Below are 19,190 nucleotides of genomic sequence, written 5' to 3' on the forward strand. Positions count from 1 at the left end.
CCCGATGGCCCATTTGGTTCCCAAAAAGTTTAAAGTGGTGGTCATGGACATCCACGTAGTAGACCACCCGCTTGCCGCCTCCCGCCTTACCCTCATGCGCGATGCGCGCAGCGATAACTCCGCTTTCCGCGCCGCCCTGAAAGACTTGGGCGCCATGCTTGTCTATGAAGCATCCCGCGACCTTGCCGTGGAGAACTTCGACTGCGCCACCCCGGTTTCTACCGCACAGGGCACCCGCCTGCAGGACCCGCCCATCATCGTGCCGATCATCCGCGCCGGGCTGGGCATGGTGGACCCGGCCCTGTCTATGATTCCGGATGCACAGGTCGGCTTCATCGGCATGGCGCGCAACGAAGAGACGCACGAGCCAGTGCCCTACCTGGAGGCACTGCCGGAGGACCTGACCGGCCGCACGGTGTTCGTGGTGGATCCAATGCTGGCCACCGGTGGTTCCCTGCTGCACGCGTTGCGCCTGCTTGCAGATCGTGGCGCCACCGATATCACCGCCATCTGCATGGTCTCGGCGCAGCCGGGTGTGGATGCGCTGGCTGAATCCGGTCTGCCGGTGCGCCTAGTCACCGCCGCTATCGATCCTTCGCTCAACGAGGATGCTTATATCGTTCCAGGCTTGGGCGATGCCGGCGACCGCCTCTACGGTCCGCGCAATATCGACCTTTAAGGTAATCTTCTCCCTGGAAAGGCGACCGCACTTTCCAGGGGGAGAATATGAGTTTCATTCATCTAATGTGGTCGAGCTACGGCCACGGATTTTCGCAACAATTGCGGCGGGTGCGACAGCGTCGGGGGATTTCGCAGCAGGCGCTGGCGGAGATTTCTGGGGTCTCTCGCAGCCAAATTTCCAATCTGGAGCGCAACGAGAATGGCGTGCACGCCATGGCCGATCCGCAGCTGTCTACGGTATATAAGCTGGCCTTGGCCCTAGAAATCCCGCCAGCGGTGTTGCTGCCGGCTGGTGGGGACGTGGTGGAAGGGCATTTGACCGATTCCGCGGTGGCCGCCGCCGAGGACGTCGCGCCCTTCCCGCAAGGCTATGTGGACCGGCGTCGGTTTGCCGCCACGTGGAATGGTGCCCTGAGCTAGAGCACCCCGCATCACCACCTGAGTTACTGAACCGCATGGTCTAGTTGTAGACTTTGCACCCAGACGTATTTCAATGACAGGGAAGGCACGCGGATGATCTCGGAATTCATCAACGAGTGGTTTAATGCCCACCGTGCGGAGGTCATCGCGTGGCGGCGCCATATCCACCGCCACCCGGAAACTGCGAACCAAGAGGTAGAAACCACCAACTTTCTCGCCTCTATCCTGCAGGACTATGGTCTGGAGCCACAGCGTTTCCCACACACGGGTCTTATGGTCGACATTGGCCCCGATGCGGAGCTAGGGCGGCTGGCCTTCCGCGCCGATATCGATGCCCTGCCAGTCACCGAGGTCACCGGCCTGGAATATACCTCCGAGGTGCCCGGCACGATGCATGCTTGCGGCCACGATGTGCATACGACCGTGGCGCTCGGCCTGGCCTGCGCATTGGCGGATTTTCAGCGTGTCCACGACCTGCCGCTGGGAATTCGCGTCATCTTCCAGCCGGCCGAAGAGGTGTGGGTAGGCGGTGCGACCGACGTTATTGAATGGGGCGCGCTGGAAGGTGTGCATTCCATTTTTGCCATCCACGCCGAGCCCAAGCTGCGCGTGGGACGCATCGGTATCCGCGCCGGGGCTATCACGTCTGCTACCGACGTGGTGGAGCTCAATATCAAGGGCCCAGGCGGGCATACCTCCCGGCCGCACCTGTCGGCCGACGTTGTGTATGCCCTAGGAAAGGTCATTACCGAACTGCCTGCGCTGCTCTCGCGCCGCGTTGACCCGCGTACCGGCACCGTTTTGGTCTTTGGCCAGGTCAATTCCGGCTACGCCCCGAACGCCATTCCGGAGACTGGCAGCCTAACCGGCACCATGCGCACGGCCGATATTGGCATCTGGCGCGATATGCAAAGCCTCTTTACCGAGCTGGTGGAACAGATCCTCGCGCCGGTAGGCGTAGAGCACGAGCTGACCTATAACCGCGGCGTTCCGCCGGTGCTTAACGACGACGTCGCAACCGCCCTGCTTGCCTCCGCCGCCCAATCCATCGACCCGCAGGCCGTCGTGCAAGCCCCGCAGTCCTCCGGCGGCGAGGACTTTTCCTGGTACCTGGAAAAGGTCCCCGGTTCCATGGCGCGGCTTGGCTGCTGGTCCGGCGAGGGCGAACAGCATGACCTGCACATGGGCGATCTCATCGTGGACGAGCGGGCTATTGGCGTGGGCATCAAGCTCTTCGGCGCCGTGGTTGAGCAGTTCATAGGGGAGAATGCGGAGACAAACTAACGCGCTGAAAGGTTCTACACGTTAAACTCGTAGGCGACTTTTACTGTGGAGCCTATTAAGGAGCGAGTGCGTGTTGAACCAGACCAAGCGAATCGTCATTATCGGCGGTGGCCCGGCAGGCTATGAGGCCGCGTTGGCAGGTGCTAAATATGGTGCAGAAATCACCATTATTGAAGACCAGGGCATGGGTGGTAACAGCGTTATCTTGGACTGCGTTCCTTCCAAGTCCTTTATCGCCGGCGCCAATATTAAGACCGACCTGCGCCGTGCCGAGGATATGGAACTTAACCAGGGCATTGGCCAAGCCGATCTATCCCTAACCGCACTGAATAAGCGTGTGCAGGACCTGGCAAGCAAGCAGTCTTCCGATATTCGCGCCACCGTGGAATCCTTGGGCGCCCGCGTTATCGATGGCCGCGGCTACTTCCCAGAGGATCAGGAAGCCGATGCCTTCGGCGGCCATAAGGTCACTGCCGTATTCAACGAGGACGGCCACGAAGAAACCATTAACGCAGACCTCGTCTTGGTAGCTACCGGCGCCACCCCTCGCATTCTCCCTGGCGCTCAGCCGGATGGTGAGCGCATCCTTACCTGGCAGCAGGTTTATAACCTCACCGAGCTGCCGGAGCACCTCATCGTCGTCGGTTCTGGTGTGACCGGTGCGGAGTTCGTCTCTGCCTTTGCGGAGCTAGGCGTTAAGGTCACCATGGTTGCCTCCCGTGACCGCATTTTGCCGCATGACGACGCCGACGCGGCCGACGTCCTCGAGACCGTGCTTAGCGAGCGCGGCGTTGAGCTGGAAAAGAACTGCCGCGTGGAAACCGTCAACCGCACTGAGGACGGCAACGTGCTGGTGACCACTCAGGACGGCCGCGAGATTACCGGTTCCCATGTCATTATGTCTATCGGCTCCATCCCGAATACTCAGGACTTGAAGCTGGAGAACGTGGGCGTAGAAACCGCCAAGTCCGGCCACATTCAGGTCGACCGCGTCTCCCGCACCAATATCGCCGGCATCTACGCCGCTGGCGACTGCTCCGACCTCTTCCCGCTGGCTTCCGTCGCCGCCATGCAGGGCCGCGTGGCCATGTACCACGCGCTGGGTGAGGGTGTTTCTCCGCTGCGTCTGAAGACCGTGGCCAACGCCGTGTTCACCCGCCCAGAGATCGCTGCCGTAGGCTTTACCCAGGCAGAAATCGAGGCAGGCGAGGTAGCCGCCCGCACCATCACCATGCCGCTTAATACCAACCCGCGCGCCAAGATGCGCTCGCTGCAGCACGGCTTTGTCAAGCTCTTCTGCCGCGCCACCTCCGGACGAGTTATTGGCGGCGTCATCGTCGCGCCGACCGCCTCCGAGCTCATCCTGCCCATCGCCATGGCCGTGACCAATCAGCTCACCGTGAACCAGCTGGCCGACTCCTTCGCCGTATACCCGTCCCTGTCGGGCACCATCACCGAGGCTGCTCGACGCCTCGTTGCCCACGACGATCTGGAGTAAACCACACCGTTTCCGCCACTAGTACAGCAGCAGCGTATGACAAGAATTCCCCCGGCTCAAGAGACTGCAGTCTTCTTGGAGGCCGGGGGAATTGGTGCATTTAACACCGGGGCAGGTTAAGGCTGGATGCGCCGCGCGAGCAGGTGAATTGCTGCGGTGCAGATCAGGGCAGCTAAACCAGCGAAGAAGAACATGCCGGGCCAGGGTGCGCCGATTTCTGCAGCTCCAAATGATTCTACGAGCGTGATGAGAATGCCATCCGCTAGGAATAGACCAATGATGATGCCGGCGATAAGTAGCAGCCGAACAAACAGGGAGCTTTGGTTTGCGCTACTGACCACCACACCGATGAGTGCGCCAACGTATCCGGTTATGAGGTGGCCACAGGCGAAGCTACCGAAGGTTGCCGCGTAGCAAAACGGAAGGCTGGCTTCGACTGTGCCGGGGGTGATTGCCCACGAAGAATTCGCGTACGCACCCGATTGCAGCGCGATGTAGTAAGCGGTCCAAGCGACGGCACCAAAAATGAGCGCGGCTAACCACAGAGTCGCGTGCATGCTGGTAAGCCATTGCCGGGGGTGCATCCCTAGGCCGCGCAAGGAACGGTATTCGGTTGCGGCGAAGGCACAGTAGAGTCCCCACATGAAGACTGCGAATATTCCCCAGCCGGTCGGATTGGCACCGAGGGTAGAAGGATCACTGGGGACGGCATACGGGAGAACCCACAGCAACACGACGATGATGCTTATGACGGTGAGCGCCTTGGTGGCGTTGAGATTAAAGGTCTTGAGTGTCTGCATGGCTAGGACTCCTCTTGTGGGGTGCGGGCGGATTCGTGGGCGCGGGAGACAAGGGAATCAATGAGTTGGCCGTCGTCGAGGTAGGAGACGGTGACCTGGGCGGCGGCTGCGGTATCGGCAGGGAACGGGGCCGGGCACCAGGCGTGCACCTTGGAGGTGGAACCGAGGGAGGAACGGTGGAGGGGGAGGGCGTCGGCAAGCGCGAGTGCTTGCTCCACGTCCTTGGTGCTGCCGCTAAGCACGGGGTAGTGCGGCCGTTGGGATTCCAGGTCGGTGGGTTTATTGACCGTGCCGTCGTGCACGGTAATGACGTGGTCAACCAGGCCGACGAGGTCTTCTGCGCGGTGAGAAGAAAGCACCAGCAGCCAGTCCGGGGTGCCGGAGGCGTGGGCGATAATGAGTTCGCGCAGGCGCGTGCGCGTTGGCGCGTCCAAGCCGTTGAAAGGCTCATCGAGGAGGGTGACCGGCGTGCGCGCAGCCAGGGCAGTGGCACAGGCAACCAGTTGGCGCTGGCCGGTGCTCAAGGTGCGGTTCTTGCTGCGCTTAGCGACGCCCACCTTATCCAACAGCTCCTCCGCATACCCCACGTCGAATCCCTCGCGCACATGCTGTGCGGCGCGCAGGTGCTGGGCCACGGTGGAACCGGCGAGCAAGATATCGGCGCCGGTGCGTGCAATCGCCACCTGCGAGGTATCGATGCAGCCTTTGGCAGGCAGGAACCCGGCCACTGTGCGCAGGAGCGTGGTCTTGCCCGCGCCATTGGGGCCGATAAGCCCATACATGCCGGCGGTGAGCTCCAGGTGTGGCACGTGCAAGCGGCGCTTGCAGCTGACATTGTGCATTTTAAGGTGCGTCATGATGGTCTCCTTCGGCTTCAATCAGGTCGGCAATATCGCTGGCGCTTAAGCCCAGCGCGGCTCCTTCCTTGAGAAGCGGAACGATGAAATCTTCCCTAAGGGCTTCTTGGCGTTGGTGGCGGACCTTGTTGCGCGCGCCTTCGCGCACAAACATGCCCAGGCCGCGACGCTTTTCCAACAGGCCCTCCTCGAAGAGGACGGTTAGAGCCTTTGCGGAGGTAGTTGGGTTAACGGAGTGGAAAGCCGAAAGCTCATTGGTGCTGGGGGCGCGTTCGCCCTCGGCGAGCTCACCGGAAATGATCATGTCCCTGATCCCTCCTGCTAGTTGCTGATAAATGGGCCGGGTATCGCTCATGGTGCGGCCTCTCGTGCATGCGGCATGTGATTCCTTCCGTGGTGTATGGGTTTACCACCTATGTGGGTAACCATATAGCGAAAGGGGCCCGCGATCAACATGATTTGTGACCGCGGGCCGAGTGGAGTGGTGTTTAGGGCTAGTGAAGGCGTCTTTGTTGAATGAATGCTCCGATTAGGGTGCCCGCTAGGACTGAAGTGATGGTGAAGCCTATTGCGTTCCAATCGACTGCGAACAGAAAGCCATCACCGAGCAAGAAGCTATATGCTGCTAACGGGGCGAGACCGCTGAAGACTCCGATGATTAGGGAACTCAGGCAGATAATCGCTATGGCCCACGAAAACGATTTGAAGCTCCAATCACGGCGAAGACCCAAGTGGAAAAAGGTGGTGTGCAGTGTGTTCATACTGGTATTTAGGCCGCGCGCAATCGCAAAAGATATGGCGATTGCAGAAAGCAGAGCTGCTGTAAGGCTGATATAGAACGATAAGGGGGTCTCGGTTTCGTAGCCTTTGGAAAGCTGGATATCCTCAGGTGGTATACCAAGATGGTTAGCGATTTCTGGCACTCGTTCTGCCTTTTGGGCGGATAAGCCGTCGAATATCCATTGGGTTGAAATGCTAGGAATTTCAAGACTTTGTGCGGTGCTGTTTAGCACCACACCGCCGACTTGTTTCTCCCAATAGTTTCCAAAAGAACCCTCTTGGGCCTCGAGCGTGTGCGACTTTTCGTTTGAATCGGTGATCTGTGTGTGAGAGGCATCCATAAGTTTCTTGTCGCGGACAAGAACACCACCGCTTTCCAGGGTTTGCCTTTCGTCGGAAGTAAGCTTTTCGTCCGTGAGCTTCTCCCAACTCTTGGCATCCTGGACGGAAAGAATGCCAAAAGTTCCCGATACATCAGGAGTCATCGGCAATCCTGCGGAAAGCTGCTGTGCAGAAATGGGTTCGGGCAAGTCACCTTGGGATACTAATGAATTCTGTGCAGATTCTCTCGCAGAATCCATTTCATCTGGCAGGGTCAAGATTGCTTGGTCGGGTGCGACAATTGGTGCGTAGGATTCAGCTTCTGAGGCAGTCATACTAGCGGCCAGGTTGCTGCTGAAGATTGCTATCCCTGCTGTACTGGACAATAGGGCTACTCCAATTAGCGGGAGAAAACGGTGCGAACTTAGAAAGCGACGGGCCAGGTGACTCGGTGACGTTGGGGAATCGCTTTTAATAGAAATAGTTACAGCGAGCGTCAACGCTATCGCGAGCGCTAACGTAGGGATTGGAGCAAGAGTTGTGAAAATTTCCGGCCCGACTACCCCAGCGAACAATACGGTTGCTAGTGCTATGGCGCACAGTGCTGGGATAGCCCCGGCTGAAGCCCGCTTCCATTTAGCAGAAAGTTGATGTTCCGCAGTTTGGGGATTTTGGAACCGGATCGGTAATGCAGTTGTCAGTGCGCTGAAGATCGGGGGAAGTAAAGCGGACACTAAAAGCAACCCGCACCATTTCCAGGGGAGGACGAAATCCCGCCCAGGCACGGACCCCAACTCTGCTAGATGGGTTCTAAAGAGGTGAGGGAAAAGCGTACCGGTGACAATAGCGCACACTGAAATTGAAAGGACTAGAAAAAGGATCTGTACGTGGAAGATAGCCCACAACTTCTTCCTGGATATTCCGAGTTGATGTAGAGCGTTGGCCGGGGCTTCGAGCGCGCGCCTTTGCATGGCAGTTAGGAAGGCTGAGAAAAATAGAGGTAAGAGAAACGCAAAAATTCCGAAGAAAAACGAGTATTCATCAAGAAGGCTTTTGGGAGGCTGATTCTCCAGCGATTGCCTTGAGAGGTAGGACAGTTTCACTGCTTCTCTGGCGCTGAACTCGGCATTGTCTACGTGAGCAATGCGATCCATTGTCTTTTCTAGTTCTTCTTGGTCCGAAGACTGGTTATCTAAAAGCATTGGGCGCGCCCCAGCACTAGATGGGGATGAAGGAGTGGTGCTGAGATCCCATGTGCCAGGCGCTGCGTACACGGCGGTTGCGGTCGGCACATATTTACTGGTAACGGTGCCGACCACGTTAATCTCCAGGTTGCTACTAAAGGCACTGACCCCTGATTCCTCGGAAAGACCGCTAGCTGTGGTTGCGATAATTTCCCCCGGAGAGGTTGGCCACCGACCTGATTCCAAAGTTAAACCGTAGCTGGGCCCTTGGCTTTTCCAATCACCCTCCGAATATGTCATTCGGTGATCGGGGTCAGTATCCACGTAGAAGTCTTGCGATACAAGTTCACGGGAGAACCGCTTGGGATCTGACGGTGCGGATAGGCAATCGTCGACATTGTCGCCTAAGGAAAGTGAACAGGGCGCGTCTGCTCGCTGGTGGTTATCGCCTAGGTTCGATGCAACGTGTTGTTCGGCGGACATTGTCATAAGCATCGCACTCGTGGCCGTAGCGGCAAGGAGGAGAATGCTGAGAGCTGCTAGTGCGTACATGAGACGCACTTTGGGCTGTCCTTTAATGATTTTGGATAGAAGTTGGCTAACCAAGTGATTCCTCCGCCTCCTCTGCATTGTGCAGAAGACCATCGATCAGGGTGAAAGATCGGGTGCAATAGTCCAGAACGATCGGGTCATGGGAAGCAGTGATGATGGTTGTTCCCTGACTGGCGAGTTTTCTAAACAGTGCAAACACGCTTCGCGAGTTTTGTTGATCCAAAGCGGCAGAAGGCTCGTCTGCTAGTAGGATCGACCGGTTTCCGCTCAACGCACGGGCAATACCGACCCGCTGGCATTGGCCGCGGGACAATTCGTCGGGATATCGGGTCTCTAGTCCCTCGAGACCTACTTGTTCTAAGAGGGATTCAGCCGCCGTTCGAGAATCTACAGGCTTGTATCCTGCTGCTGATAGGACGAGTTGCACGTTTTCGGCGGCGGTCAGCTCAGGAATGATGAGATCGGATTGGTGGACAATGCCAATAATCTCCCTGCGCAGACGAAGCAAGTCTTTTTCGGAAGCGGTATCTACTTTGACCCCGCTAACCGTGACCGAGCCCGAGTCGATGGAGATTAAGCCAGAAAGCATGTCCAAAAAAGTGGTTTTCCCTGAACCGCTTTTGCCGGAGATTGCAATGAAGTCTCCCTGTGCGGCTTTTAATGAAACTCCCTTGAGTGCGTGAGTCGCCTTAGGGCCAACGCCGAGTGTTTTATGAACTTGGTGAATGTGAATTTGGGTCATTTAGTTCTGAAATATTGAAGCTGGGAAGAAAGATGATTGTCATCCTTCTTCCCAGCTAACGGATGTCTACTTAGCAGCCCCGATTAGTGCGCCACGAGGTAAGGGTGTCGTTGCTCCACCAGCCCACATAATTGTTATTGGAAAATGGAGTCATGGTGTGACACTTGCCGCCACCATTGGCGTGCTGGTACCAAGCAGCATGGCCTCCAGTGTTATTGATCCACGATGACATCTTGTCATTGGCGTTGCGCGAAACGTTCATGATTCCGATTCCAGGGCCCCGGGAACCTAGGAATCCGCTGAAGTTAGCTTCGTTGAAAATGCACACAAGGCCTCCACTGCATTCACCTGCGGAGGCACTGGCTGCTGGTACAGCGATTCCGCTCAGTGCTGCGATAGCTACGCTGGCTGTAGCGAGTTTTTTATTCTCATTTTCTCTCCTTGTTAGAGATTGGCGGGACGTGCGCTGGGTGCGCAAAACGAAAGTAACACCTTGCATATAAATATGCATTAATTAAAGAAAAATTAGTATGAAGTGAAAATGAACACTTAGTGAATCCAAGGGTGTCCCCGCTGTATATTTTGCTGAGGCGAAAATTTGCAAGATTTACAGACCGGCTAACCCTGTTATTACTGGTCGGACTGCAGAAACCACCCATTCAACGGTTTAAGCGCTGGATAGTGTGGCAAACTCCGCTTGAAAATGGGCAGACAAGGAAGGTTTCGATCTCTAAACTGAGATACGGATCACCCAAGAGGAGGTGCTGTATCGCAGTACCTTCCGAGTTGAAAGGAACACAGAAGTGGCTAATCCCGCGCTTCCATCGTTCAAAAAGATTCTGGTAGCCAACCGTGGCGAAATCGCCGTGCGTGCATTCCGTGCTGCCTTCGAGACCGGGGCAAAGACCGTCGCGGTCTATCCTCGCGAAGACCGAAACTCCTTCCACCGCGCCTTCGCGGATGAGGCCGTCCGCATCGGCGCCGAGGGGCAGCCGGTCAAGGCATACTTGGACATTGATGAGATTATCCGCGCCGCCAAGAAGGCCGAAGCGGATGCCATTTACCCCGGCTACGGATTCCTTTCGGAGCGCGCAGATTTAGCCCGTGCGTGTGAGGACAATGGCATTAAGTTCATTGGCCCAACCCCAGCGACCTTGGATCTCACCGGCGATAAGGCGGCTGCGGTTAGTGCGGCGAAGGAAGCTGGGTTGCCGACGTTGCAGGACTCGGAGCCATCGACGGACGTCGATAAGCTGGTCGAATATTCCAAGGACTTTAACTTCCCTGTCTTCGTTAAGGCTGTCGCCGGTGGCGGCGGGCGCGGCATGCGCTTCGTGGAATCTGAGGATCAGCTGCGCGAAAAGGCGGCCGAGGCTTCGCGCGAGGCGGAGGCGGCGTTCGGTGACGGCAGTGTGTACCTAGAGACCGCGGTCATCAAACCACAGCACATCGAGGTACAAATTCTGGCCGATAGCCAGGGCAATGTGGTGCACCTCTTCGAGCGTGACTGCTCGGTGCAGCGCCGCCACCAGAAGGTGGTCGAGATTGCGCCGGCGCCGTCGCTGGATTCCGAGCTGCGTGACCGCATCTGCCAGGATGCGGTGAAGTTCTGTGAGCACATTAATTACGAGGGCGCGGGCACCGTGGAATTCCTCGTCGATGAGCGCGGCAATCACGTCTTCATTGAGATGAACCCGCGTGTGCAGGTGGAGCACACCGTGACCGAGGAAATTACCGGCGTAGATATCGTCAAGGCCCAGATGAATATCGCGGCCGGCGCTTCGCTGGAAGATATTCACCTCGCTCAGGACAAGATTTCCATTACCGGGTCTGCTCTGCAGTGCCGCATTACCACCGAGGACCCTAATAACGGTTTCCGTCCGGATACCGGCACGCTGACTGCGTATCGTTCGCCGGGCGGCGCTGGCGTGCGCTTGGATGGTGCAACCTCCGTGGGCGCAGAAGTATCGCCGAACTTCGACTCCCTGCTGGTGAAGATGACCTGCCGCGGCGTCACTTTCGAGCAGGCCGTGCAGCGCGCCCAGCGTGCGCTCAACGAGTTCACCGTCTCCGGCGTGGCCACCAATATCGGCTTCCTGCGCGCCCTGCTGCGCGAGCCGGACTTCACTCAGACCCGCGTGGACACCGGATTCATCAATGCACACCCGCATCTGCTCAAGGCTCCGCCGGCAGTCGATGAGTCTGGTCGAATCCTCGAGTACATCGCGGAAACCACCGTTAATAAGCCCAACGGTGTTCGCCCTACGGCACTGCGCCCCTTTGATAAGCTCCCCGAGCTGGACCTTTCCGAGCCGCTCTCGCGCGGTTCCCGAGATGACCTGCTCGAGTTTGGTCCGCAAAAGTGGGCGGAGAAGATCCGTCAGCAGAATGCGCTGATGGTTACGGATACCACCTTCCGCGACGCCCACCAGTCCCTGCTGGCTACCCGCGTGCGTAGTACCGCCCTGGTTTCTGCAGCCGAAGCCGTAGCCCGCATGACCCCGAACCTGTTCTCGGTCGAGGCATGGGGTGGTGCAACTTATGACGTCGCCATGCGCTTCCTTCACGAGGACCCATGGGTCCGCTTGGACATGCTGCGCGAGGCTATGCCGAACCAGAACATCCAGATGCTCCTGCGCGGACGCAATACTGTGGGCTATACCCCGTACCCAGACTCGGTCTGCCGCGGCTTTGTCCAGGAAGCAGCCAAGTCCGGCGTGGACGTCTTCCGCATCTTTGATGCTCTTAACGACGTCTCCCAGATGCGCCCCGCCATCGATGCCGTACTCGAGACCAATACCACCGTGGCTGAGGTGGCCATGGCGTACTCCGGTGATCTTTCGTCACCGAAGGAGAACCTGTACACGCTGGATTACTACCTCAAGCTGGCCGAGCAGATTGTAGAGTCCGGAGCCCATATCCTTGCCATCAAGGATATGGCCGGTCTGCTCCGCCCTGAGGCCGCTTCCAAGCTGGTTATGGCGCTGCGCAAGGAATTCGACCTGCCGGTGCACGTGCACACGCACGATACCGCGGGCGGCCAGATGGCAACCTACTATGCGGCCGCCTTGTCCGGTGCCGACATCGTCGACGGCGCCTCCGCGCCGTTGGCCGGTACCACCTCGCAGCCGTCGCTGTCCGCCCTCATTGCAGCATTCTCTCAGTCCAAGCGCGATACCGGCATCGACCTGCAGGCCGTATCGGATCTCGAGCCCTACTGGGAGGCCGTGCGTCAGCTCTACGCCCCGTTTGAGAACGGTATCCCTGGCCCGACCGGTCGCGTGTATAAGCACGAAATTCCAGGCGGCCAGCTGTCCAACCTGCGTGCCCAAGCCGCTGCCCTTGGCTTGGCGGACCGCTTCGAGGTCATCGAGGACACCTATGCAGCCGTCAATGAGATGCTGGGCCGCCCGACCAAGGTCACCCCATCTTCCAAGGTTGTGGGCGACCTCGCCCTTCACCTTGTCGGTGCAGGCGTAGACCCTGCGGACTTCGCTGCTAACCCGACCAAGTTCGATATTCCGGACTCGGTCAACCAGTTCCTCCGCGGCCAGCTCGGTACCCCTCCGGGCGGTTGGCCAGAGCTGCGCGATAAGGTGCTCGATGGCCGCGAGGAAACCGGCGCCCAGGTGAGCGAGGTCCCTGCGGAAGAACAGCCGCATCTGGAATCCGATAACTCGGATGAGCGCCGCGCCAGCCTGAACCGCCTGCTATTCCCCAAGCAGTTCGAGGAATTCAACGAGTTCCGCCGCAAGTACGGCAACACGGAAGCATTGACGGATACCACCTTCTTCTATGGTCTTACCGAAGGCGAAGAAAAGGTCGTCCACTACTTCCCAGAGGACTCCACCGATCGCGCCGACCTCAAGCAGGTCGTGGTGCGCCTCGACGCCGTGGGTGAGCCGGACGAAAAGGGCATGCGTAACGTGGTTCTCAACGTCAACGGCCAGATTCGCCCGATGAAGGTGCGCGACGAGAACGCCGAATCCACGGTCGCTACCGTAGAAAAGGCCGACCCCTCCAACGAGGGACACGTCGCCGCACCATTCGCCGGCGTGGTCAACCCCACCGCCAAGCCTGGCGACGAGGTTAAGGCTGGCGACCAGATCGCCGTCATCGAAGCAATGAAGATGGAAGCCTCCATCTCCGCCACCAAGGATGGCGTGGTCGAGCGCGTGGCCATCGGCCAGGCCACCAAGGTGGAAGGCGGCGACCTTATCGCCGTTATCAACTAACTGAATGACGCCAGCGCCCCGCTTCCTTCGCGCAATCCTCCAGGAAGCGGGGCGCTGTGCTGTCTGCAGGCGGCTTTTCGCGATTTTCGTCCATATAAACCACCGATTTCGTCGACGGTTTTGGTGGTTTATATGGACGAAAATCTTGATTCAGCGGGGAGGGCTAAAATTTTCAGCCTAGTAGGAAAGGTAGCGCTATTGAGCCGACCAGAACCAGAAGCGTGATGATGAGGAATGCCTTGGCCTGCCAGCGGGCGAAGTTGAACGACACGCCTGTGCCGAAGCGCTTATCCACTAGTACCGCCGGATCCTCCGGGTTGTAGTACATAACGCCCCATTTATAGAGGTGGTCATTGTCCGGTGATTCTTTGTCTTCATCGGCAAAGCGGATTCCACGCAGTTGCTCGGATAATTGAGATTGCTTGTAGAGAAGAAGCGCAACCAGTCCGATGCTGCCACCGATGGTAAGAACCAACATCGTGATAATGGCGGCGCCGTTGAACCGCTGAAATTGCGGTACAGGGCCGGTTACTTGCAGGAAGGCCATGCCGGCACACACGAGCAGGGTGAGAACTCCCATTCCGGTATTCGTGAAGGCGAGGTTGGCCTCGTTGCGTAGTCGAGCTTTAATGCTGCGTTCTGAACGTGGGGATACCTCACTATGCGCGATAAAAGAGCAGATGATGGCGAAAAGCAAGAGCGTTCCTAAGGCGATGAAGGAGATAGAAAATACGCTGCCGATATTCTTTTCGCTCCAATTATCCGCCTCCATGGAAGAATTCCAGTGCACTGGAACGGGGTCAGGAATATCGGACCAGTGGGAAGCGACGATGATGGCACCGGCCGCGATACACAACAGGGAGGCGAGCATTGTTACCCACGGAAATGTCGGGGTGGGGGTGCCTTCGAATTCGGGTGTGCCATTGACGGTGGTGGACACACGAGCAGCGATGGTGGTTTCAACCTCGTCGAACCAACCGCCGGCCTTTTTCGCGGCGATGATGCGGCGGCGTTGAGAGATGTAGGCCCACAAGCCGCCGAGCGTCACCAAGAGGGACGGTACGGCGGCGAGGAGTGGCAATTTCCAGGCAAAGAGGGACAGAATTGTTGCCGCGATGCCGCAGCCCCAAGTACGGACCTTGTATCCAGCAAGAGCAGAGGTAACTGCACTATCGGAAAGGTAGTCCTTTGGCACGCGCACACCGAGCGGTGTGCCGGGCGAGGCAAGGGAGGGGGCTTTGGCCATAATCCAAGTAATTGCGAGAGTTGTGGCGGCCATTAAGAGGGCGAAAATCATGACGATACTTCCAAGTGTTTAAGAGTGGAGCTGAGGTGGGTGTGGAGCTCATCTGGGCTAAAGCCTTGGGCACGGGCGAGCGCAACTACTCGGCCTAATTGCTCAGCTAGTTGTCTTTCTTGAGCCTCGGTGTGAGCGCCGGGTCTGACGATGGAGCCGGAGCGGCCGGCGGTTTCAACGAGGCCGTCAGAAACCAAGAGGTCGTACGCCTTCTTCACGGTGGCCGGGTTGATGCCTATGTCTTTGGCGACGCGGCGGACGGGGTCTAGCTTGTCGCCATCAGAGAGCTGGCCGCGAGCTATGGCCAGTACTAATTCATCGTGGATTTGTTGGAAGACAGGGACATCCGAATCGGGGTTGAGGTTAATAAACAACTGTCACCTCCTATCTTTGTTCTGTATTACTTATAGTAACACAAACTGTGTTATGTGAAGTAATACAGAATTATCCTCAAAAGAAATCCCCAGGTATGTGCAACTGATTGAAGTGACGTACCTGGGGAAAGCGCAGGGCGACTAGAAAAAGAGGATTACAGCTATGGCCGCAATGCCGTAGCCGCCGCGCAGGAAGTAACCGAAGACTTCGGGGGAGAACGAAGCGCCGAAGCCACCGGTGTCGATGATGTTCATGGTGGTCACCCGCGCCGGGCGGGAGCGCTTGAAGGAGGCATAGGTAAGTCCTAAACAGCACGCGGCGAGTACGAGTATCGGCAGCTTCCACACGGCGGCGATGAAGGCGGTACCGAGAACGGCGGCACCAGCTGTCGCGGTCAAGGGAAGTCCCCAGTCGGGCCAGGCGCCATCGATGATGCGGCCAAAAGATGCGGCGCGGCCGGTGGCGGCGCCGACGATTGTCCATGCGGCGGCGAATCCGATGAGCGCCAGGCTGCCGAGTTGTGGGACAAGGCCTAGGGTGAGGCCGACGACAGCTACCGCGCCGAGCGGGATGTACCAGCGGCGGTATAGGCGCCGGAAATAGAGGTGGCTGGGCGACGCCGTGGCGCGCGAGCTGGGGCGCAGGCGCGCCGACTGGGAGGCGATGGCATCGGCAGAAACCTCAGAATCCAAAAGCCCAAAGGAAGACGAGCCGACGGCACGGGTGCGGCCCGCACGAAGAAGCGAGGCGAGGTCGAAGGAACGCCAGCCGAGCGCTAGGCGCAGCAAGGGGAGGGCCATCGCCGCATAGAGCGGAAGGCGCAGTGACGTGCACAGGGCTAGGCCGAGGAGGCTCACGCCGGCGAGCTGGGCAATGGACAGCTTATCGACGCCCCGCATACGCCCCCGTGGCCTATCCGCATAGACCCACCGGCTGAGCGAAAGGCTGCGCAGCGGATAGAGCGCCTCAAGAAGAACGAGGAGGGCGAGGGAGCCGAACGCAGCGCCGATGGTCGCGGTGGCGGGCAAGGCCGCGGCGGTGCGCTGCGCAAGTGAGGGCAAAACCTCGGCGGCATTCTGCCAAGTGTAGACACTGACGCTCGCGATGAGCGCCGCGATGAAGGCGTAATAGAGGGCTGAGGAGGCGTGGGATAAAAGCTTCATGAAATCTCCACCACCTCGTCGCAGGCATCGAAGATGGCCGGGGAGTGGGAGGCCAGCACTACACAACGGCCCTCGGCGGCGAGGTGGCGTAGCTCCTCGGCCAAGAAGGCGGTCCAGGTGTGGTCAAGGTGGCGCTCGGGTTCGTCGATAAGCAGGGCCTTGGCCGGCTGATAGAGCTGGGCGGCGAGGTAAACGCGCTGGCGCTGGCCAGAAGAAAGGTCGCTTACCGCGGAGTTTAGGATGGCGTCGTCGATGGCCCAAAGTTCATGAACCTCGGCAAAGTCCACGCCGGAGCGGCGCGAAAGCAGGGTGAAGTGCTCGCCGACGGTGAGGTCGGGTAAGAAGACCGGATCCGCAACTGCGATGACGGAGCCGGCGGCCTCTGCGCTGCCGGGTGCGGCACCGTCGATGGAGACGGTGCCTTTCAGCGGGGCAATTTCGCCACTCAAGGTCTGCAGCAGCGTAGATTTACCCGCACCATTGGGGCCCTTCAAGCCGTATACGCGCCCGGCGTCGAAGGTGCGACTCAGCTGCCCCAAAGCGGTGGAATGTCCATAAGTTGCATCTATTTTCAGCATCGTAGCTAGGTTAGCAGGAGGGCGGCCGAGCATAGGGACGAGCTAGAAGCGGCGGAAGAACTTACCGGGGGTGAGCTCTTCAAATCCGGGCAAGGGCTCAGCGGAAGAGATGCCGGGGGCAGTCTGCTCGGCCGCGAGGTCGATGGCGTTGGCAATAAGCAACTCGCGGGCGGCGGGGTCATCGCTGGAGACGATGAGCTCGGGAATGTCTTCGGGGTCGAAGGGGGTGAGCCAGGTGGCGTCGTCAAGCGGGTGCGCCGAGGGATCGCCCAAGAAAGCTGGGCCTTTGTCGGCGGCGGGGTAGTAGCGCAGGAGCGCGGCGCCGCGGGGAGCAACGGTGGGGTCCTCGTTGGCGGTCATGGGCAGGGCGATGACCCCGCCGTCCACGATGGGGGACCAGTCCGCGATAGAAGAAGGGAAGAGGCTCGCCAGATAGTCGCGGTCCTCTTCCTTGGCCAAGCGCACGCCGAGAGAAGAATCAGTCATTCTTCCAAGGCTAGCGGGGCAGGCTACTTGATTTCCAGCAGTACGCTGCCCTTGGTGGTAGAAGCGCCTGCTTCCACGGCCAAGCCGGTAACGGTGCCGGCCTTATGTGCCTTGACGGGGTTTTCCATCTTCATGGCCTCGAGCACGAGGAGGACCTCGCCCTCGGCGACCTCTTGGCCTTCTTCGACGTTGACCTTGATGACCGTGCCCTGCATTGGGGAGGTAACGGCATCGCCGGATACGGCGGCCTTGGCGCCGGAGCCCTTGCGCTTCTTTTTCTTGCGTGGGGTTCCATTGGCGCCGAAGGAGGCGGGGAGGGCAACCTCGATGCGGCGGCCGTCGATTTCCACGGTGTGCACCTGGGAAGGCTCTGCGTCGGCGGCTTCGGCATCGGTGGACTCATCGTGGGCGGGAAGCTGGTTATCCCATTCCTCTTCGATCCACTTGGTGTAGACGCCGAAGTTGCCGTCTTCTGCAGCGAAGGCGGGGTCAGCAACGACAGCCTGGTCAAACGGGATAACGGTGGGCAGGCCCTCCACCGTGTACTCGGACAGGGCGCGGGCGGAGCGACGCAGCGCGGTCTCTCGGTCTGGGCCCCAGACAATGAGCTTGGCCAGCATGGAATCGAATTGGCCGCCAATGACGGAGCCCTGGACGACGCCGGAATCAACGCGCACGCCCGGACCCGCTGGCTCGGAGTACTTCACGATGGTGCCAGGGGCTGGCATGAAGTTCGCCGCGGCATCCTCGCCGTTGATGCGGAATTCGAACGCGTGGCCACGCGGGGTCGGGTCTTCCTTGAGCGAGAGCTCGTGGCCCTCAGCGATACGGAACTGCTCGCGCACGAGATCGAGGCCGGTGGTTTCCTCGGAAACTGGGTGCTCCACCTGCAGGCGGGTATTGACCTCTAGGAAGGAAATGAGGCCGTCGGCGCCCACCAGGTATTCCACGGTGCCTGCGCCGTAGTAGCCGGCCTCGCGGCAGATGCGCTTGGCGGACTCGTGGATAGAGGCGCGCTGCTCATCGGTGAGGAAAGGAGCCGGGGCTTCTTCGACCAGCTTTTGGAAGCGGCGCTGCAGGGAGCAATCGCGCGTGCCGACGACGACTACGTTGCCGTGCTTATCCGCCAGTACCTGGGCCTCGACGTGGCGGGCCCGATCCAGGTAGCGCTCTACGAAGCACTCGCCGCGGCCGAAGGCGGAGGTTGCCTCACGGGTAGCGGATTCAAAGAGCTCGGGGATTTCCTCTGCGGAGTAGGCCACCTTCATGCCGCGGCCGCCGCCGCCAAAGGCAGCCTTGATGGCTACGGGCAGGCCGTATTCCATGGCGAAGGACTGCACCTCATCGGCGCCGGCTACCGGATCTTTGGTGCCTGGAGCCATGGGGGCTTCGGCGCGCTCGGCGATGTGCCGCGCGGTTACCTTATCTCCCAAGTCACGGATGGACTCGGGGGAAGGGCCAATCCAAGTCAGGCCGGCGTCGATGACGGCCTGGGCAAAGTCGGCGTTTTCAGACAAGAAGCCATAGCCGGGGTGGATGGCATCGGCGCCGGATTTTTCTGCGGCGTCCAGAATCTTGTCAAAAACGAGGTAGGACTCGGCAGAAGTGGTGCCGCCGAGGGCAAAGGCTTCGTCGGCAAGCGAGGCAAAAGGTGCCTTAGCGTCTGGCTCGGCGTAGACGGCGACGGAGGCAATGCCAGCGTCGCGGGCCGCGCGGATCACGCGAACGGCGATCTCACCGCGGTTCGCCACGAGAACCTTAGAGATCTTTTTGGTTTCTACTGCCACGGCAGCAACCTCCTGAACACATTAGGTTGAATACGCAATCTATTCTTGCACACAAAAACATGAGTTAATTTTCACGCACGCGAGTGGGGATGTTTTTGAACAAAAATAAACCCACATCCCTGCCGGATATGGGTTTATGTGGCGAAACCG

The 19,190-nt window shown here is 59.1% G+C and carries 17 protein-coding genes; 5 read left to right on the forward strand and 12 right to left on the reverse strand.

Annotation, left to right across the window (positions count from 1 at the left end; translation table 11 throughout):
* The first annotated feature begins 43 nt into the window (after positions 1 to 43).
* The 4 genes from upp to BJ985_RS10845 all read left to right on the forward strand — a co-directional run bounded on the left by upp (position 44) and on the right by BJ985_RS10845 (position 3,883).
* A complete protein-coding gene (upp, locus tag BJ985_RS10830; RefSeq protein ID WP_040424952.1) occupies positions 44 to 679 on the forward strand; it encodes a uracil phosphoribosyltransferase in 636 nt (211 codons plus the stop codon).
* A 47-nt stretch (positions 680 to 726) separates the two neighbouring features.
* The gene (locus BJ985_RS10835; RefSeq protein WP_179387438.1) at positions 727 to 1,101 is read left to right on the forward strand and encodes a helix-turn-helix domain-containing protein; all 375 of its coding nucleotides are present in this window, start codon (positions 727 to 729) and stop codon (positions 1,099 to 1,101) included.
* A gap of 93 nt (positions 1,102 to 1,194) precedes the next feature.
* The gene (locus tag BJ985_RS10840; RefSeq protein WP_179387439.1) at positions 1,195 to 2,385 is read left to right on the forward strand and encodes a M20 family metallopeptidase; all 1,191 of its coding nucleotides are present in this window, start codon (positions 1,195 to 1,197) and stop codon (positions 2,383 to 2,385) included.
* A gap of 70 nt (positions 2,386 to 2,455) precedes the next feature.
* Positions 2,456 to 3,883, forward strand: coding sequence for an NAD(P)H-quinone dehydrogenase (locus tag BJ985_RS10845; protein ID WP_179387440.1), 1,428 nt, complete (start codon positions 2,456 to 2,458; stop codon positions 3,881 to 3,883).
* A gap of 116 nt (positions 3,884 to 3,999) precedes the next feature.
* Here the strand turns inward: BJ985_RS10845 and BJ985_RS10850 are convergent, their stop codons facing one another.
* From BJ985_RS10850 to BJ985_RS10875, 6 genes are all read right to left on the reverse strand, one after another.
* Positions 4,000 to 4,683 carry a hypothetical protein gene (locus BJ985_RS10850; RefSeq protein ID WP_005326756.1) on the reverse strand — a complete coding sequence of 228 codons (684 nt, stop codon included), beginning with the start codon at positions 4,681 to 4,683 and terminating at the stop codon, positions 4,000 to 4,002.
* A gap of 2 nt (positions 4,684 to 4,685) precedes the next feature.
* Entirely contained in the window at positions 4,686 to 5,540 is an 855-nt protein-coding gene (locus BJ985_RS10855; RefSeq protein WP_179387441.1) for an ATP-binding cassette domain-containing protein, read from the reverse strand.
* Positions 5,527 to 5,895: a GntR family transcriptional regulator gene (locus tag BJ985_RS10860; RefSeq protein WP_179387442.1), complete on the reverse strand. Its 369-nt coding sequence runs from the start codon at positions 5,893 to 5,895 to the stop codon at positions 5,527 to 5,529. The genes BJ985_RS10855 and BJ985_RS10860 overlap by 14 nt, the downstream gene beginning before the upstream one ends.
* Positions 5,896 to 6,034: 139 nt before the next feature.
* A complete protein-coding gene (locus BJ985_RS10865) occupies positions 6,035 to 8,377 on the reverse strand; it encodes an ABC transporter permease (protein WP_179387443.1) in 2,343 nt (780 codons plus the stop codon).
* Positions 8,378 to 8,423: 46 nt separating this feature from the next.
* Positions 8,424 to 9,119, reverse strand: coding sequence for an ABC transporter ATP-binding protein (locus tag BJ985_RS10870; RefSeq protein WP_179387444.1), 696 nt, complete (start codon positions 9,117 to 9,119; stop codon positions 8,424 to 8,426).
* Positions 9,120 to 9,189: 70 nt separating this feature from the next.
* Positions 9,190 to 9,630, reverse strand: a complete 441-nt coding sequence (locus BJ985_RS10875) for a peptidase inhibitor family I36 protein (RefSeq protein ID WP_179387445.1) — start codon at positions 9,628 to 9,630, stop codon at positions 9,190 to 9,192.
* 292 nt (positions 9,631 to 9,922) lie between these two features.
* Between BJ985_RS10875 and BJ985_RS10880 the strand changes: the two genes are divergently transcribed.
* Positions 9,923 to 13,354 (forward strand): pyruvate carboxylase, encoded by a 3,432-nt coding sequence (locus BJ985_RS10880; RefSeq protein WP_179387446.1) that lies wholly within the window; start codon positions 9,923 to 9,925, stop codon positions 13,352 to 13,354.
* Positions 13,355 to 13,526: 172 nt separating this feature from the next.
* On the opposite strand, the gene BJ985_RS10885 is transcribed toward BJ985_RS10880, so the two are convergent.
* The 6 genes from BJ985_RS10885 to BJ985_RS10910 all read right to left on the reverse strand — a co-directional run bounded on the left by BJ985_RS10885 (position 13,527) and on the right by BJ985_RS10910 (position 19,040).
* The gene (locus BJ985_RS10885) at positions 13,527 to 14,651 is read right to left on the reverse strand and encodes a DUF5808 domain-containing protein (RefSeq protein WP_179387447.1); all 1,125 of its coding nucleotides are present in this window, start codon (positions 14,649 to 14,651) and stop codon (positions 13,527 to 13,529) included.
* Positions 14,648 to 15,025 (reverse strand): GntR family transcriptional regulator, encoded by a 378-nt coding sequence (locus BJ985_RS10890; RefSeq protein ID WP_179387448.1) that lies wholly within the window; start codon positions 15,023 to 15,025, stop codon positions 14,648 to 14,650. The genes BJ985_RS10885 and BJ985_RS10890 overlap by 4 nt, the downstream gene beginning before the upstream one ends.
* Before the next feature lie 141 nt (positions 15,026 to 15,166).
* Positions 15,167 to 16,189, reverse strand: a complete 1,023-nt coding sequence (locus tag BJ985_RS10895; protein WP_179387449.1) for an ABC transporter permease — start codon at positions 16,187 to 16,189, stop codon at positions 15,167 to 15,169.
* On the reverse strand, positions 16,186 to 16,767 hold the full coding sequence (locus BJ985_RS10900) for an ABC transporter ATP-binding protein (RefSeq protein ID WP_179387450.1): 582 nt from the start codon (positions 16,765 to 16,767) through the stop codon (positions 16,186 to 16,188). The genes BJ985_RS10895 and BJ985_RS10900 overlap by 4 nt, the downstream gene beginning before the upstream one ends.
* A gap of 42 nt (positions 16,768 to 16,809) precedes the next feature.
* Positions 16,810 to 17,253, reverse strand: a complete 444-nt coding sequence (locus BJ985_RS10905; RefSeq protein ID WP_179387451.1) for a hypothetical protein — start codon at positions 17,251 to 17,253, stop codon at positions 16,810 to 16,812.
* Between the two features lie 23 nt (positions 17,254 to 17,276).
* Positions 17,277 to 19,040: an acetyl/propionyl/methylcrotonyl-CoA carboxylase subunit alpha gene (locus BJ985_RS10910; RefSeq protein WP_179387452.1), complete on the reverse strand. Its 1,764-nt coding sequence runs from the start codon at positions 19,038 to 19,040 to the stop codon at positions 17,277 to 17,279.
* Positions 19,041 to 19,190 lie beyond the last annotated feature (150 nt).

Source organism: Corynebacterium tuberculostearicum (assembly GCF_013408445.1).
GTDB lineage: Bacteria > Actinomycetota > Actinomycetes > Mycobacteriales > Mycobacteriaceae > Corynebacterium > Corynebacterium tuberculostearicum.

Excerpts from the sequence above, each read along its gene's own strand:
- BJ985_RS10875 (WP_179387445.1), bottom strand. The coding sequence starts at position 9,630 with ATGCATATTTATATGCAAGGTGTTACTTTCGTTTTGCGCACCCAGCGC.
- BJ985_RS10840 (WP_179387439.1), top strand. The coding sequence starts at position 1,195 with ATGATCTCGGAATTCATCAACGAGTGGTTTAATGCCCACCGTGCGGAG.
- upp (WP_040424952.1), top strand. The coding sequence starts at position 44 with ATGGACATCCACGTAGTAGACCACCCGCTTGCCGCCTCCCGCCTTACC.
- BJ985_RS10850 (WP_005326756.1), bottom strand. The coding sequence starts at position 4,683 with ATGCAGACACTCAAGACCTTTAATCTCAACGCCACCAAGGCGCTCACC.
- BJ985_RS10860 (WP_179387442.1), bottom strand. The coding sequence starts at position 5,895 with ATGAGCGATACCCGGCCCATTTATCAGCAACTAGCAGGAGGGATCAGG.
- BJ985_RS10835 (WP_179387438.1), top strand. The coding sequence starts at position 727 with ATGAGTTTCATTCATCTAATGTGGTCGAGCTACGGCCACGGATTTTCG.
- BJ985_RS10865 (WP_179387443.1), bottom strand. The coding sequence starts at position 8,377 with ATGTACGCACTAGCAGCTCTCAGCATTCTCCTCCTTGCCGCTACGGCC.
- BJ985_RS10895 (WP_179387449.1), bottom strand. The coding sequence starts at position 16,189 with ATGAAGCTTTTATCCCACGCCTCCTCAGCCCTCTATTACGCCTTCATC.
- BJ985_RS10900 (WP_179387450.1), bottom strand. The coding sequence starts at position 16,767 with ATGCTGAAAATAGATGCAACTTATGGACATTCCACCGCTTTGGGGCAG.
- BJ985_RS10905 (WP_179387451.1), bottom strand. The coding sequence starts at position 17,253 with ATGACTGATTCTTCTCTCGGCGTGCGCTTGGCCAAGGAAGAGGACCGC.
- BJ985_RS10870 (WP_179387444.1), bottom strand. The coding sequence starts at position 9,119 with ATGACCCAAATTCACATTCACCAAGTTCATAAAACACTCGGCGTTGGC.
- BJ985_RS10885 (WP_179387447.1), bottom strand. The coding sequence starts at position 14,651 with ATGATTTTCGCCCTCTTAATGGCCGCCACAACTCTCGCAATTACTTGG.
- BJ985_RS10855 (WP_179387441.1), bottom strand. The coding sequence starts at position 5,540 with ATGACGCACCTTAAAATGCACAATGTCAGCTGCAAGCGCCGCTTGCAC.